Here is a 16127-nt window from a genome sequence, read left to right on the forward strand (position 1 = left end):
GCGCTTCGTGTCGTCACCTTGTCGACGATCTGGGTCATCATAGCGCTTGTGGTCGTCGCCACCGTTATTTCCACCCTTTATCGCGAGGCAAGCGAACGCAGCTTCCAGCGGCTTCTTTCAGCACACCTCTTCAGCCTTGTCGGAGCCGTTAGCGTTTCTCCCGACGGCGAGTTGCAGGGACGGCCGGAACTTGGCGAAATTCGCTATTCCAGCCCGCTTTCCGGCTGGTATTGGTCGGTGGAGCCGGTTTCCGATAATTTGAAGGGGAGGCTCGAATCGCCCTCTCTGGCGGATCACGTCATACCGCAGATGCCGCTTGCCAAAGTCCCGTTCGACCAATCCTTCACAAGAACCTATACGGAGAAGGGCCTCAAGAACGAAGAACTTTCCGTCGTCGAAACGGAAGTGGTTCTCGACGCGGCGAACCGCGTGGCGCGCTTCCGGGTCATGGGCAATCTCAGCGAGGTGAAGAAGGAAATCCGCGATTTCCGCAATACGCTCTACACCTATCTCGGAATTTTCGGCCTGGGCAGCATTCTCATCAATGCAGCCATCATCCTGTTCGGACTACGTCCCCTCGACAAGGTGCGCGGTTCGCTGGCGGACATCCGCGAAGGCCGTTCGACGCGCGTTGACGGTACATTGCCGTTGGAAATCGCACCGCTGGCGCAGGAAATGAACGCGCTCATCGAAAACAATCGCCGCATCGTCGAACGCTCGCGCACCCAGGTCGGCAATCTTGCCCATTCCCTGAAGACACCGCTTTCCGTTCTGGTCAATGAAGGCCGCAGCATCGGCGGCAAAAAGGGCAGGGTGGTGGTCGAGCAGAGCCAGGCGATGCAGGTTCAGGTTCAGCATTATCTGCAGCGCGCGCGCATTGCCGCCCAGCGCGACAGCGTCGTCTTTCGCACGCCCGTCGTGCCGGTTCTGGAGCGGATGATCCGCGTGACCGCCAAACTCAATCCCGCCCACAAGATTACCTTCGACAACAATCTTCCCAACGCCATCTTTGCCGGCGAACGCGAAGATTTCGAGGAGATCATCGGCAATCTGATGGAGAATGCCGGGAAATGGGGGCGTTCAATGATAAAAGTGAGCCTTTCGCCGGCAGTTTTCGAGGCAAAGGCCGATATGCTGCCACATGCAGGCTTTGAGGTTCTCATCGAGGATAACGGCCCCGGCCTCGCGCAGGAAAAGATCAAGGATGCCCTCATGCGCGGCCATCGTCTCGACGAGACCAAGCCGGGAACAGGTCTTGGTCTTTCCATCGTGCAGGATACGGTGCGTGAATATGGGGGTACCTTGAAGCTGGAAAAATCTTCGTTGGGTGGCCTTGGGGCGCGGATCGTTCTACCCCTTGTTGAAAATTGATCCTCCGGTTGAAATTGATCCCCGGTTGAAATTGATCATTGTCTCAGGAGCGCATATCATTAGAACGCTTGACATAAGCTCCGACAAGCATTCGATTATTCATACCAAAAATGAAATTGAGATATCCATGAAGCTTGTTATTGCACCGATCGCGCTATCCATTGCCCTGTTCAGCCTGTCCGCATGCAGCACGATTACCGGCCAAAGGCCTGTCGTGAGCCCGAACACGGGCGCTCCGATCGCGGCGCCGTCGAGCGGCAATGTCGGCACGGGCATATTGGGTTCGTTGGGTAACGGTCTCCTCGGCCCGGCCGCCAGCCGTCTTGATCCGGCGGATCGCAAAAAGGCGCTCGAAGCTGAATATAGAGCGCTGGAATATGCGCCGGTCGGCCAGGTGACGAACTGGAAAGGCGCTTCAGGCCGGGAATCGGGGGAAGTTGTTGCGGCTCAGCCTTATCAGGTGGGTTCGCAGAACTGCCGCCAATATACGCACAGCTTTACCATTGATGGCGCGCCACAGACGACACGCGGAACCGCTTGCCGCAACCCTGATGGAAGCTGGACACCACTGACCTGAACGCAAGACGGCCCAGTTCGTCGGAATCTGTCAGTCTCCGGCTTTGCGGCGAATTGCCCTATCTGCCCCAATGGATGAAGGTTCCGGTTGGATTCAGGATGCCGGGCGATTATGTCTTCGCGCATGGAATTCTGGCTGATCGCTGTCCTTCTGACGTTCGCTGCGACACTTGCGGTTCTCCTGCCATTGACGCGGCGGAGGGCGGCTGACGCTGCGGACGGCCGCTATGACATTGAAGTTTATCGTGATCAGATGCGCGAGGTCGAAGCCGATGCCGGCCGTGGGTTGATCGACCCGCAAAGCGCCGAACAGGCGCGCGCGGAAATTGCCCGCCGTATGCTGAAGGCGGAGCGCGATGCGGAACTAAGCGGCCTGAAACTCCGCAGTGTAAAAGGCGCGCGCTGGATCGTTCTTTTGGCGGTTCTCTCGGTTCCGCTGATTTCGTGGAGCCTTTATGCGATGACCGGTTCTCCCGATATGCCGGCGCAACCCCTGGCCGAGCGCATGACCAGGAACCCGGCGGACGGATCGGTTGGCGAACTGATTGCCAGGGCGGAAGCACATCTGGCGCAAAATCCGGACGACGGGCAGGGTTGGGATGTGCTCGCGCCGGTCTATCTGCGCCTGGGGCGGCCGGAAGATGCGGTCAATGCCTACAGGAACGCGATACGCCTGCAAGGTGAAACGGCCGAACGCGCACTCGGCCTTGGAGAGGCGTTGGCAACCGTCGCCGGCGGAACGATTACCCGGGATGCGCAGGCCATGTTCGAGCGCGCCGCGGCCTTGGATCCCAGGGATATTCGGCCTCGTTTCATGATTGCCCGAGCGTTGATGCAGGAAGGTAAGAATGATGAGGCGGCGGGCCTGCTGCAAAGCTTCCTCGACGGCGCGCCCGCCGAAGCACCCTGGCGCAACCGGCTTGAGACCGCAATCGCTGAGATCAGGAACCGCAACGCTGCCGTCGCGTCGAACGGGCCTGATCAAGGAGATGTCGATGCCGTCGCGAAGATGAGCGCGGAAGATCGCGATGCGATGATCAATTCGATGGTTGCAAGTCTCGATGAACGGCTGAAGCAGAACCCGGATGATATCGAGGGTTGGAAGCGGCTCGTCAGGTCATATCTGATATTGAACCGGCGCGACGATGCGCTTGCGGCTCTCAAGCGCGGCAACGATGCGGTGGCGGAGGAAAAACGCGGCGATCTCGTGGCTTTCGCCAAGGGGCTTGGGTTGGAACTTACGGAGGCAAAGCCCCTTGAGCCGTAAACAGAAACGCCTTGCTGTGATCATCGGCGCGCTCGGCACACTGGCGCTCGCAATGGCGCTGGTGCTGATCGCGTTCGGTCAGGATATACGCTATTTTCGCACTCCCGCAGACCTGACCGCCGAGGACATGACGTCCGGCGCGCGGTTCCGTTTGGGTGGTCTGGTGCAACAGGGAACGGTTGTGCGCGGTGCTGGTACTGAGGTGCAATTCTCCGTTACCGACACGATCAAGAGCGTAAAAGTGGTCTATACTGGTATTTTGCCCGACCTGTTCCGTGAAGAGCAGGGCGTCGTCACCGAGGGGCGTTTCGGCCCGGACGGAACGTTTGTTGCAGACAGTGTTCTTGCCAAACACGACGAAACATACATGCCGAAGGACGTTGCCGACAGCCTGAAGGCAAAGGGCGTATGGCAAGGGAATTGATAGGGCGCTTGACAGGGATGTGGGATCGCAGATGACGGTAGAGATCGGGCAGTTCGCACTGGTGCTGGCGCTGGCGCTTTCCCTTGTCCAGTCAATCCTCCCCGTCGCCGGTGCCCGGTGGCGTAATGCCCCGATGATGGATGTCGCGGTGCCAACCGCCTTTGCGGTCTTTGCGCTGATCGCATTATCCTTCGCGCTACTGGTCCATGCCTATGTGGTCTCCGATTTTTCGGTTCTCAACGTGGTCGAGAATTCGCATTCGCAAAAACCGCTCCTCTATAAGGTCACCGGTGTGTGGGGCAACCACGAGGGCTCCATGCTGCTGTGGGTGCTGATCCTCAGCTTCTTCGGCGCTCTCGTTGCCTTTTTCGGCGACAATCTCCCCCCCGTTTTGAAAGCCAACGTCCTGGCCGTCCATGGCTGGATCGCCACCGCCTTTCTCCTGTTCATCGTCGCCACCTCCAATCCGTTCGCACGCGTTTCGCCTGCACCGATGGAGGGACAGGATCTCAATCCCATCCTTCAGGATATCGGTCTCGCCATTCATCCGCCGCTGCTTTATCTCGGATATGTCGGCTTTTCCGTGTGCTTTTCCTTTGCCGTCGCCGCCCTTATCGAAGGCCGGATCGATGCGGCATGGGCGCGCTGGGTGCGGCCCTGGACGTTGACCGCCTGGATGTTCCTCACCGGCGGTATCGCCATGGGCTCCTATTGGGCCTATTACGAGCTCGGCTGGGGCGGCTGGTGGTTCTGGGATCCGGTGGAAAACGCCTCCTTCATGCCATGGCTCGCCGGAACGGCGCTTCTGCACTCTGCCCTCGTCATGGAAAAGCGGTCGGCGCTCAAGATCTGGACGGTGCTGCTGGCGCTTCTCACCTTCTCGCTGTCGCTGCTCGGCACCTTCCTCGTGCGCTCGGGCGTGCTCACATCGGTCCACACCTTCGCTACCGATCCGGGGCGGGGCCTGTTCATTTTAGGCATCCTCACCCTCTTCATCGGCGGCTCTCTCGCTCTCTTCGCTTTTCGGGCGCAAAGCCTTTCCAGCGGTGGGCTGTTCCAGCCGATTTCGCGCGAAGGCGCGCTGGTCTTCAACAATCTGTTCCTGACCACGGCGACTGCGACCGTGCTGGTCGGCACGCTCTACCCGCTGCTCCTCGAAGCGTTGACGGGCGACAAGATTTCCGTCGGCGCGCCCTTCTTCAACATGACGTTCGGCCCGCTGATGATCCCGCTCCTGGCGGCCGTGCCGTTCGGTCCGCTTCTGGCCTGGAAGCGGGGCGATCTCCTTGGCGTGGCGCAAAGGCTGATGACGGCCTTTGCGCTGGCGCTGCTTGCTGTCGCGTTCATCCTTTATCGCACCTCTGCCGGCGAGGTGCTCGCCGCCTTCGGCATCGGTCTTGCGGTCTGGGTCATGGCGGGAAGCCTGACCGATCTGGCGCTCAAGGCCGGTATCGGCAAGGTTTCCGCCGCAACCGCGCTTGCACGCCTCATGGGCTTGCCGCGTTCGGTTTTCGGCACCGCGCTCGCCCATTTCGGGCTTGGCGTCACCTTGCTCGGCATCGTCAGCGTCAGCACATTCGGTACGGAACAGGTGCTCGGCATGAAGCCGGGCGATGTGGTTCCCGTTGCCGGCTACCAGTTGCGCTATGACGGACTCACACCGGCGACCGGGCCGAATTACACCGACAATGAAGGCCGGTTCGTGCTTCTGGACAGCGCCGCCAGGCCAGTCGATACGATCATCGCGGCCAAGCGCTTTTACCCCGCGCGCCGCATGCCGACCACCGAGGCGGGTATTGTCACGCACGGCGTCAATCAATTCTATGTATCCCTCGGCGATGACCTGGCCGATGGCGGCATCGTCGTGCGCATCTGGTGGAAGCCGTTCGTCACGCTGATCTGGCTCGGCGCGCTTGCGATGATGGCTGGCGGATTCATTTCGCTGCTCGATCGCCGCCTGCGCATCGGCGCCCCCGCCAAGGTAAAAACGCCGCGTGCCCGCCAGGCGGAGGCGTCGGCCTGATGCGATTGGCTGTGAAATCGCTGTTCATGGCCGCGGCGCTGATTGTGGCGGCAGGAACCGCGCACGCGGTGACGCCTGATGAAATCCTCTCCGATCCCGTGCTGGAACAGCGCGCCCGCACGCTTTCGGCGGAACTGCGCTGCATGGTGTGCCAGAACCAGTCCATCGACGATTCCAATGCCGAGCTTGCCAAGGATTTGCGGGTTCTCGTGCGCGAGAGGCTGCAGGCTGGCGATAGCGACCGCCAGGTGCTCGATTTCGTCGTGGCGCGCTATGGTGAATTCGTTCTCCTGAAACCGCGAATCGAAGCCAAGACCATTCTTCTATGGAGCTTTCCGATCGTGGTTCTGCTGATCGGCGGCGGGTTTCTTCTTTTCTCGGCGCGCCGCAAGCCAGCGGCGCAAATCCCTCCGCTTTCCCATGAAGAACGCCGGAAACTGGCAGAGATCATGGATGATAAAGGCAAGCAACAAGACTGAAACCTTACGAAACTTTCATGTTGCGGAAATTAACCGGTAAGGTTGATGGCAGTATGTCTAGTGCTCAACGGTCGTTTCTGTCTGATAATGCCCCTAAGGAGATTCCGATGCCGAAAGAAAAGTTCCCATCCGTATACCGCAAGACCCTTGTCGCAGTAGCGATGTCCTCCGCACTCGCCGGCGCGGTTCTGGCGACGGGGCCGCTCAGCGCTGTCGTATCCGCGCAGGCAGACCCCGTTAGGGTCGATGCTCCCGCGCAGCCGGGCTTTGCCGATGTGGTGGCAAAGGTCAGCCCCGCCGTCGTCAGCGTTCGCGTCAAGAGCGATGTACAGACGGCGTCCGATCAGGGGCAGAACCTCTTTTCGGGTCCAGGCTTCGACCAGCTTCCCGACGGCCACCCGCTGAAGCGTTTCTTCCGTGAATTCGGTGGCGGCGGCGATGGCCCATGGGGTCGTCCGGGCGGCAAGAAGAAGCGCAGCGAAAACCGTCCGGGCCGCATCCGTCCGGTATCGCAGGGCTCCGGCTTCTTCATCTCCGATGATGGCTATCTCGTCACCAACAATCATGTGGTGGCCGATGGCGATGCCTATTCGGTCGTTCTCGATGACGGAACGGAACTCGATGCCAAGCTGATCGGAACCGATCCGCGCACCGATCTCGCCGTCCTCAAGGTCGATGATGCCAAGCGCAAGTTCACCTATGTTGCCTTTGCCGATGACAACAAGGCTCGCGTCGGCGACTGGGTGGTTGCTGTGGGCAATCCGTTCGGCCTTGGCGGAACGGTGACGGCGGGCATTGTTTCCGCTCGCGGCCGCGACATCGGTGCAGGCCCCTATGATGATTTCATCCAGATCGATGCGGCAGTCAATCGCGGCAATTCCGGCGGCCCCGATTTCAATCTCAATGGTGAAGTGATCGGCATCAACACCGCCATCTTCTCGCCTTCCGGCGGCAATGTCGGTATCGCCTTTGCCATTCCAGCTTCGACGGCGAAAGAGGTCGTTGACCAGATCATCAAGACCGGCTCCGTTCAGCGTGGCTGGATCGGTGTGCAGATTCAGCCGGTGACCAAGGAAATCGCCGAATCGCTCGGCCTTTCCGAAAGCAAGGGCGCGATCGTCGCTGCACCGCAGGATGGCGGACCGGCTGCGAAGGCCGGCGTCCAGGCGGGCGACGTCATCACCGCAGTCAATGGCGAAACGGTTGAAGACCCGCGCGATCTCGCCCGCAAGATTGCGGCTATCGCGCCCGGAGAGAAGGCGGATGTGACGGTCTGGCGCAAGAACGCGGCCAAGAACATCGATATCTCGATCGATGCCATGCCTAAGGAACAGCAGCAGCAGGCGAGCACGGAAAAGCCGTCCCAGCCCGGCACGCCTGAAACGCTGGGTTCCTACGGCCTCACCGTCGTGCCCTCGGAAGACGGCAAGGGTGTCGTGATCACAGATGTCAATTCGGACAGCGATGCGGCAGACAAGGGCATTCGCTCCGGCGATATCATTGTCTCCGTCAACAATAAGCCGGTGAAGAGCGTCAGCGACATCAACGCTGCGATTTCGGATGCCGATAAAGCCGGTCGTCGGGCCGTGCTTCTGCAACTGCAGAGCAACGACCAGAGCCGCTTCGTCGCACTTCCGATCGCCAGGGGCTGATACGGCACACGGATGCCGGAGACCTGTATCCAGTCTTCCGTTTCCGGCATCCGGGGTTGAACATCAACTTGTGCCGTTTTGGGCAGCGTATCGGAAGCGCAGGGCAGCGGATCGCAATCGGTCCGCTGCCTGTTTTTTTTAACCTTGCTTCATCTCACTCTGAACGCAACTTTCCATCTATGGTCGTGCCATGAAGATTCTTGTCATAGAAGATGACCGCGAGGCTGCCAGATATCTGGAGAAGGCCTTTGCCGAAGCCGGCCATGCGGCCGATATCGCCGGCGACGGCGAAACCGGCTATGCCTTGGCCGAGAGCGGCAATTACGATGTGCTGATCATCGACCGCATGCTGCCGCGGCGCGACGGCCTCGCCGTCATCGCCGGTTTGCGCGCCAAGGGCATCGAGACGCCGGCGTTGATCCTCTCGGCGTTGGGGCAGGTCGACGACCGCGTGACGGGCCTTCGCGCCGGTGGCGACGACTATTTGACGAAACCTTACGCATTTTCGGAACTTCTGGCACGTGTCGAGGTCCTCAGGCGACGCTCAAGCCCGCGCGAAGCCGATACGATCTACCGAGTCGGCGATCTGGAGCTTGATCGTCTGGCGCATACGGCGCGGCGTGGCGGCACGGATATCGTTTTGCAGCCGCGCGAATTCCGCCTGCTCGAATATCTCATGCGCCATGCAGGGCAGGTGGTGACGCGCACCATGCTTCTTGAAAATGTCTGGGATTATCATTTCGATCCCCAGACCAATGTCATCGATGTTCATATTTCTCGGCTGCGCGGCAAGATCGAGAAGGGCTTCAAGACGCCGCTCCTGCACACGGTGCGCGGTGCCGGCTATGTGTTGAAGGTAGCAAGGCCCGGTCCCTCGGAAGGCCAGTCCGCCGGAGGCCTCTGATGAGCCGTTTCGCTGCCTTGATGCGCACGACGGCGGCGCGGCTGTCCGCGCTCTATCTCCTGCTTTTCATGCTTGGCGCCGTTGCGCTCGTCTTCTACATGACGAACCTGTCGGTTTCGCTCCTGACCAGCCAGACCCAGCAATCCCTGAACGAGGAAGTCGCCAGCATAGGCGCGAGCTATAGCCGTGGCGGCATTCCGCTGCTGGTGCGCATCATCGACAGACGCTCCCGCCAGCCGGGCGCCTATCTCTATCTGGTCGCCGATCCCGCAGGACGCATCCTGGCTGGTAACGTCGAAAGCCTGCAGCCTGGCGTTCTCGATAGCGATGGCATGGTCGAACGCTCGTTCACCTATCAGCGCTATGGAGAGCAGAACACCAGCGAAATTCACAAGGCCATTGCCGTCGTCATAGCGCTTCCCAACGGCATGCGTGTCCTCGTCGGCCGCGACCTTGGCGAGCCCGAGCGCTTCCGCGATATCGTCCGCCGCGCGCTCGTTCTGGCGCTCGGCATCATGGGTATCGGTGCGTTCCTCATCTGGTATTTCGTCGGCCGCCGTGCGCTGCTCCGCATCGATCAGCTCTCCTCCGCTTCCCAACGCATCATGGGTGGCGATCTCACAGGGCGCCTGCCGATCAGCGGATCGGGTGATGAATTCGACCGCCTTTCCGGCAGTCTCAACGCCATGCTGGGCCGCATCCACGAGCTCAATGACGGCCTTAAGCAGGTTTCCGACAATATCGCGCATGATCTGAAGACGCCGCTGACGCGGCTGCGCAACCGGGCCGAAGCGGCGCTGACGGGTGGCAGGCTGACGAAGGACTATCGCAACGCGCTTGAAGGCATCATCGCCGAATCCGACCAGCTTATCCGCACTTTCAATGCGATATTGATGATCTCGCGGCTCGAGGCGGGCTATTCCAGCGAAAACATGCAGATCATGCCCGTCGCCCCGATCTTGCACGATGTCGCCGACCTGTACGAGCCGGTCGCCGAAGATGCCGGCGTTTCGCTGTCGCTGGGCGATCTTGATGAGACACCCTTGCGCATCAACCGTGAACTGGTCGGTCAGACCGTTTCCAATCTTGTCGACAATGCCATCAAATATGCCGGTGGAGGCGAGGGGAGCAGCGCGACGGTCATCCTCTCGATGGAGCGACAAGACAGGAACATCCTGATCGTTGTCGCCGACAATGGTCCCGGCATTCCCGAGGAGCAGCATGGCCAGGTGACGGAGCGCTTCGTCCGGCTTGAGGAAAGCCGCACCCAGCCAGGTCTGGGCCTCGGCCTCAGCCTTGCCAAAGCGGTGATGAAATTGCACGGTGGCAGTCTCAGGCTCGAGGACAACAAGCCAGGCCTTCGCGCGGTTCTGGCGTTCCCCGTGCCGGAGAATGGTGGGTAGATGGAAACGTTGTGCCTTATGATCCCACCTCCTCTGCCTTGCCAGGCATCTCCCCCACAAGGGGGGAGATGGCTGATATGTTTGTGTTGCTTATCCTTCAACGTCTGTGATTGATGCCAACATCAATGAAGGCATAATCTCCCCCCTTGTGGGGGAGATGTCCGGTAGGACAGAGGGGGGTGTCTTGGGGCTGCATATGAAACTTTTTTTCACTCAAAAACTGAAACCGCTTATCCCTATCAATACTGCCATGGCGGCTGAACTTCTCGCCGATCTGCGCGACAGCGTTGTGCAAGCCGATTGCCCGAAGCTCGCGAAGCAACTCGATAATCAGCCGTCGGCAGCCTTCCTCTGTGCCGTGCTCGAACTGTCGCCCTTCCTCCGCGAGGTGCTGTTGCGCCGTCCGGGAATCATCGAGACTCTGTGTGAAACGCCTCTTGAAGCGCGGCTGGAACAGGTTTTCTCTGAAATTTCCGCTTCTTCGATAAGCGACGGCGTCACCGAAACCACACTCATGGCCGCGTTGCGCCGGATGAAGCAGGAAGCCCATGTGCTCATCGCGCTCGCCGATCTGGCCGGGCTGTTCGAAACCGCGCAAACCACCGGCTGGCTGACGCGGATGGCCGAAGCCTGCATCAGGGCGGCGGTGTGCTTCCTGCTGCGCGATGCGGATGAGAGCGGCAAGATCAAGCTTCCCGACCGCGCCAAGCCCGAAACCGGCTGCGGCTGGATCGTGCTGGGGATGGGCAAGCTCGGTGCGCATGAACTCAATTATTCCTCCGATATCGATCTGATCGTCTTCATCGATGAGACGAGCAAGGCCATCGGCGATCCGCTGGATTGCGTCGAAACCTTCTCGCGCCTCACGCGGCGTCTGGTCCGCATCCTTCAGGACCGCACGGCGGACGGTTACGTCTTCCGTGTCGATCTGCGGCTGCGGCCGGATCCCGGATCGACCCCGCTCGCCATTCCCGTCGAGGCGGCGCTGAATTATTATGAGGGGCGCGGCCAGAACTGGGAGCGCGCCGCGATGATCAAGGCGCGTCCGGTGGCGGGCGACATCGAGGCCGGCCGAAAGGTTCTGGCCGAACTCGCCCCCTATGTCTGGCGCAAATATCTCGATTATGCGGCGATTGCCGACGTACATTCTATCAAGCGCCAGATCCATGCCCATAGGGGACTTGGCGACATCGCCGTGCGCGGCCACAACGTCAAGCTCGGCCGTGGCGGCATCCGCGAGATCGAGTTTTTCGTCCAGACGCAGCAACTGATCGCGGGCGGCCGCTTTCCCGAATTGCGCGGCTCGCAGACGGTCGCCATGCTGGGCAGGCTTGCCGAGCGTGCCTGGATAACACCCGATGCCCGCGATGCGCTTGGCCAGCGATATGCCTTCCTGCGCGATATCGAGCATCGCATCCAGATGATCGCCGACGAGCAGACGCATGTCCTGCCCGAGGATGACGAAGGTTTTCTTCGCGTCGCCCGCATGATGGGATATGCGAAGGCGGAAGATTTCTCGAAGGATTTCCTCGCCGCCCTCGCCACCGTCGAAAACCATTATGCCGCGCTGTTCGAGCAGGCGCCGGAGCTTGGCTCCGAGACCGGCAATCTGGTGTTCACCGGCGATGTCGATGACCCCGGCACGCTTGAAACCCTGTCGAAGCTGGGCTTCCAGCGCCCCAGCGATATCTGCCGTGTCATCCGGACCTGGCATTTCGGCCGCTATCGCGCGACCCGGTCGGCGGAAGCCCGCGGACGCCTGACCGAACTGACGCCGGCATTGCTGAAGGCGTTCGGCGAGACAAAGCGGGCGGACGAGGCGCTTCTGCGTTTCGACGAGTTGCTGAAGGGGTTGCCGGCCGGCATTCAGCTCTTCAGCCTGCTTCAGTCCAATCCGCCCTTGCTCGGCCTTCTGGTGCTCATCATGAGCGCAGCGCCGCGTCTGGCCGATATCATCACCCGTAAGCCGCATGTCTTCGACGGTCTGCTCGATCCGGCGATCTTTGCCGAAATGCCGACCAGGGCCTATCTCGAAGAAAGGCTGGAAAGTTTTCTCGGCAATGGCAGGCTTTATGAGGACATACTCGACCGCCTGCGCATTTTCGCAGCCGAACATCGTTTTCTCATCGGCATTCGCCTGCTGTCAGGCGCCATAGACGGACAGCGCGCCGGCAGGGCGTTTTCCGATCTCGCCGATCTGATGATCGGCAAGGCGCTCGCCGCCGTTCTGGAGGAGTTCGGCCGCCGCCATGGCACCGTCGCCGGCGGCAGGGTCTGCATTCTCGGCATGGGCAAGCTCGGCAGCCGGGAGCTGACGGCGGGCTCCGATATCGATCTGATCCTTCTCTATGACCATGACGAGGATGCGGAGGAATCCGACGGCGAAAAGCAGCTCGCCCCATCGCAATATTATATCCGCATGACGCAGAGGTTGATCGCAGCCCTTTCGGCCCCGACCGCGGAAGGTGTCCTCTATGAGGTCGATCTTCGCCTGCGGCCGTCAGGCAACAAGGGACCGGTGGCAACCCATATCGCCGCTTTCGGCAAATATCAGCGCAAAGATGCCTGGACCTGGGAACACATGGCGCTGACGCGCGCCCGGCCCGTCGCGGGCGATGAGACGCTTCTGGCGCATATCGCATCCGAGGTCGATGCCATCCTGGCCCTGCCGCGCGATGCCGCGAAGACGGCCAAGGACGTCGTCGAGATGCGCGCGCTGATCGAAAAGGAAAAGCCGCCGCGCAATCTTTGGGATATGAAACTCAAACCGGGCGGCATCATCGACCTGGAATTCCTGGCGCAGTTCGCTGCGTTGACAGGCAATGTGGAGACCAAGCGCCGCTCGACGGCGACCGAGGATATTCTGGCTCATCTCTCGCATTCCTTCGCCGAACCTTCGGTCAGCGACGAACTGGTCGATGCGCACCGGCTCTACACCCGCCTCAGCCAGACGATCCGGCTCTGTCTGACCGGCGAGGTGGAAAGCGACGATCTTCCACCGGGATTCGCCGACCTGCTGTGCCGCGCCGCCGATCTGCCTGATCTCCAGCGTGTGGAAATCCACCTGGAACAGGTTGCCAAGACCGTGCGCAAACACTTCGATGCACTGCTGCGCCAGGCAATGCGGAAGGCTTAGGTGGAGGCCCCTCTGCCATAAGGTTTGACAGGAGCGCGCATGGCATTCATATGTGCCCATATGGTCATCTTCAGTTCGAGGGTCGCCGATGAAAACCTTCACTGTGACTAAAGCCAAATCGCACTTCTCGGATCATTCGAGCGTCGCAGCCGACGCCTTCCGGGACTTCTGGGCCGATAAGGACGATATCGATCTGCAGGCCCCGGAAGATGTACCGGCCGAGGGCGTGGCCAAGAGCAATTCGGATTGAACTGGAAGCGCTGGTGGGACAACACCCCCCCTCTGGCTTGCCAGCCATCTCCCCCTCAAGGGGGGAGATTACGACTTCATTGAGCGTGGCACCAATCGCAAACGTTACAGAATGAAGGCGGAAAGGACTGTCAGCCCATCTCCCCCCCTTAAGGGGGAGATGCCTGGCAAGGCAGAGGGGGGTGTTGTCTCGCGATTCCATCAAAAACAGGAACCGCTCACATCTAGGTGTTTGACTTTACGCGGCCGCACTCTCGCTTCTAACCGGATTGACCGGGATCCGGACCGAGACGATCGTCCCAACGCCCTCGGCTGAGCGGATTTTCAGCGCCCCACCGTGCAGTGACACCAGCGAGCGAGAGATCGCCAGTCCCAGGCCGGAGCCGGCATGGGATTTGGTGAACTGGTTCTCGACCTGCTCGAAGGGATGGCCGAGCTTTTTCAGCGCCGCTTTCGGAATGCCGCAGCCCGTGTCTTCGATCGTCAGGATCAGCGCGCCGGAGGTCTTGCGGGCCCGCACCGAAATACGGCCGCCTTCCGAGGTGAACTTCACCGCATTGGACAGAAGATTGATCAGCACCTGCTTGATCGCCCGGCGGTCGGCATTCAGCGTCATCGTCTCGGCGATCTTGGTCTGAACCTCGATCTTCTTCTCCTGCGCCTGCAGCGATATCACCCGGACGGTTTCGCGGATCAGCGGACAGAGATCGATTTGCTCCGAATCGAGCGAGAAATGTCCCGCCTCGATCTTTGACATGTCGAGAATGTCGTTGATGACGTTGAGGAGATAGGCTCCGCTGGTGTGGATATCGCGCACATATTCTTCATAGCGGTCCGAACCGAGCGGCCCGAACGTCGCTTGCTGCATCATTTCCGAGAATCCGATGATGGCGTTGAGCGGCGTGCGCAGCTCATGCGACATGTTGGCGAGGAACTCGGATTTCGCCCGGTTGGCGCCCTCGGCGCGTTCCTTCTCCACCGCATATTTGCTGGCGAGCTCGGAGAGTTCGCGCACCCGGTCCTTTTCGCCTTTGCGGGCAAGGCTCAGATCGTGGATCGTCGCCATCAGGCGGCGTTCGCTGTCGACCAGCCGCTCCTGATGCAGCTTGAGCTGGGTGATGTCGGTGCCGACGGAGACGAGGCCGCCATCCTGCGTGCGCCGTTCGTTGACCTGTAGCCAACGCCCGTCCGCAAGCTGGCGCTCGAAGGTCTGCGCGCCGCTGCGGTCGTTTTCATTGGCCATCCGCCTTTCGAGCGAGACAGACCGGATCAGCGGCTGGATCTCGCTGCGAGTCACGCCCGGCACGAGGGCGGCGGCGGGAAGCCCTGCATATTCGTTGAATTTGCTGTTGGACATCACCAGGCGGTTATTGGCGTCCCAAAGCACGAAGGCTTCGGAAATATTCTCGATGGCTTCGCGGATGCGCATGTCGGCTTCCGCTGTCTGTTGCGCGAACCGGTGCTGTTCGCTGACGTCGAAGGCGATGCCCACGAGATGCAGATCGCCTTCTTCGGCGATTTCGGCACGCACCCGCATCCATACCCAATAGCCATCGGCGTGGCGCATCCGGAAAACCTTGTCGAGCTGCCTTATATCGCCCGCCACGGCTTGCGTGGCGATCGCATAGAGATCGCCGTCCTCGGGGTTGATGATCGCCGCCACGTCGCCGAAGGATAGAATGGCGTCATGCGCTTCATAGCCCAGCATCTCATACATCGAGCGCGACCAGTACATGCGGCCGCGCGCCATGTCCCAGTCCCACAGGCCGCATCGCCCCCTGGCGAGCGCCAGGTTGATGCGCCGCTGGATCTGGTCGGATATCTGGTCGGCATCCCGCGCACGCGCCGCCTGGCTGAAATAGGCATAGAGGATCGCCATCATCACGCCTGCCGTGCCGGCGAAAAGCGTGATGTTGAGCGATACGATCCTGCGCCATTCGGCATAGACCGTCTCTGTCGGCTCCACCGCGAAAACGGCGAGATTGCCGTTGCTGGTGCGGTTGAGCGAGGCCAGCGCATCCTCGCCATTCAGTTTTATCTGCATGACGCCGGCCCGTTCGCCGAAAAGGAACAGCGGCTGGCCGTCCATGACGGCGCTTTCGATATTCTTGCCGCGCAATTCCTCCATGCCGGATGCGGTGATCACGACGGAATTGCTGTCGGCCACGGCGATCCGCACTGCCGGGGAAATGAGGCCCCTGGAACGAAAATCGACGATCAGGTTCTGTAGTTCCATCGACGAGAGGCCGTCGGCGTTCTGTCCATCGTCACGCGCATTGGCCATGCGGTCGATCATCGCCGATATATGGCTCGTGGAAAGGGCGAGCGCGGAACGGGTATTGCGCTCGATATCGTCGCGCCACGCCATGAGCGACAGCACGCGGGCGATGGCGAGAATGATCAGGAAAATGATGATCAGCGTCGGGATGGAGCGGCGCAGCCAGGGTTCGAGCGTCAGCAGCTTTTGATAAGCGGGACCGGCGAGCAGGCCGGCATGACCGGAAACCCCGACCTTCGACCTCCTCTTCTTTGAGGCGTAATATCGCCCCTTCGGCGCGTCATACGCGTCCGCATTTGCCATCCTGTGGCCCCTCTGCATTAACTCTTCCGATGAAACTGATTCGGGACGCCGCACATCCGAAC

General features: G+C 60.7%; 12 protein-coding genes. 11 read left to right on the forward strand and 1 reads right to left on the reverse strand.

All coding sequences use genetic code 11. The annotated features are described in order from the left end of the window. Nucleotides 1-39 precede the first annotated feature (39 nt). From C5748_RS01275 to C5748_RS28485, 11 genes are all read left to right on the forward strand, one after another. Entirely contained in the window at nt 40-1371 is a 1332-nt protein-coding gene (locus tag C5748_RS01275) for an ATP-binding protein (RefSeq protein ID WP_105740295.1), read from the forward strand. A gap of 127 nt (nt 1372-1498) precedes the next feature. After that, a complete protein-coding gene (locus C5748_RS01280) occupies nt 1499-1948 on the forward strand; it encodes a hypothetical protein (RefSeq protein WP_105740296.1) in 450 nt (149 codons plus the stop codon). Nucleotides 1949-2071: 123 nt separating this feature from the next. After that, nucleotides 2072-3214: a c-type cytochrome biogenesis protein CcmI gene (gene ccmI / locus C5748_RS01285; RefSeq protein WP_105740297.1), complete on the forward strand. Its 1143-nt coding sequence runs from the start codon at nt 2072-2074 to the stop codon at nt 3212-3214. Beyond that, nucleotides 3204-3638: a cytochrome c maturation protein CcmE gene (gene ccmE / locus C5748_RS01290; RefSeq protein ID WP_105740107.1), complete on the forward strand. Its 435-nt coding sequence runs from the start codon at nt 3204-3206 to the stop codon at nt 3636-3638. The genes ccmI and ccmE overlap by 11 nt, the downstream gene beginning before the upstream one ends. Before the next feature lie 31 nt (nt 3639-3669). Further along, nucleotides 3670-5661: a heme lyase CcmF/NrfE family subunit gene (locus tag C5748_RS01295; protein WP_105740108.1), complete on the forward strand. Its 1992-nt coding sequence runs from the start codon at nt 3670-3672 to the stop codon at nt 5659-5661. After that, complete coding sequence (locus tag C5748_RS01300; RefSeq protein WP_105740109.1) at nt 5661-6140, forward strand: cytochrome c-type biogenesis protein; 480 nt, start codon at nt 5661-5663, stop codon at nt 6138-6140. Before C5748_RS01295 ends, C5748_RS01300 begins: the two co-directional genes overlap by 1 nt. A gap of 107 nt (nt 6141-6247) precedes the next feature. Then, a complete protein-coding gene (locus C5748_RS01305) occupies nt 6248-7792 on the forward strand; it encodes a Do family serine endopeptidase (protein ID WP_105740110.1) in 1545 nt (514 codons plus the stop codon). Nucleotides 7793-7982: 190 nt separating this feature from the next. Next, complete coding sequence (locus tag C5748_RS01310) at nt 7983-8696, forward strand: response regulator transcription factor (protein ID WP_105740111.1); 714 nt, start codon at nt 7983-7985, stop codon at nt 8694-8696. Then, nucleotides 8693-10099 (forward strand): sensor histidine kinase, encoded by a 1407-nt coding sequence (locus C5748_RS01315; RefSeq protein WP_199194682.1) that lies wholly within the window; start codon nt 8693-8695, stop codon nt 10097-10099. The genes C5748_RS01310 and C5748_RS01315 overlap by 4 nt, the downstream gene beginning before the upstream one ends. Nucleotides 10100-10295: 196 nt before the next feature. Continuing rightward, the gene (locus C5748_RS01320; protein WP_105740298.1) at nt 10296-13235 is read left to right on the forward strand and encodes a bifunctional [glutamine synthetase] adenylyltransferase/[glutamine synthetase]-adenylyl-L-tyrosine phosphorylase; all 2940 of its coding nucleotides are present in this window, start codon (nt 10296-10298) and stop codon (nt 13233-13235) included. A gap of 88 nt (nt 13236-13323) precedes the next feature. Next, entirely contained in the window at nt 13324-13485 is a 162-nt protein-coding gene (locus C5748_RS28485) for a hypothetical protein (protein WP_199194672.1), read from the forward strand. A gap of 237 nt (nt 13486-13722) precedes the next feature. Here C5748_RS28485 and C5748_RS01330 read toward each other — a convergent pair whose 3' ends face one another. Beyond that, nucleotides 13723-16065 (reverse strand): PAS domain-containing sensor histidine kinase, encoded by a 2343-nt coding sequence (locus tag C5748_RS01330; RefSeq protein ID WP_105740113.1) that lies wholly within the window; start codon nt 16063-16065, stop codon nt 13723-13725. Nucleotides 16066-16127 lie beyond the last annotated feature (62 nt).

Origin of the sequence: Phyllobacterium phragmitis (assembly GCF_002980495.1) — a bacterium.
GTDB classification, from domain to species: domain Bacteria; phylum Pseudomonadota; class Alphaproteobacteria; order Rhizobiales; family Rhizobiaceae; genus Paramesorhizobium; species Paramesorhizobium phragmitis.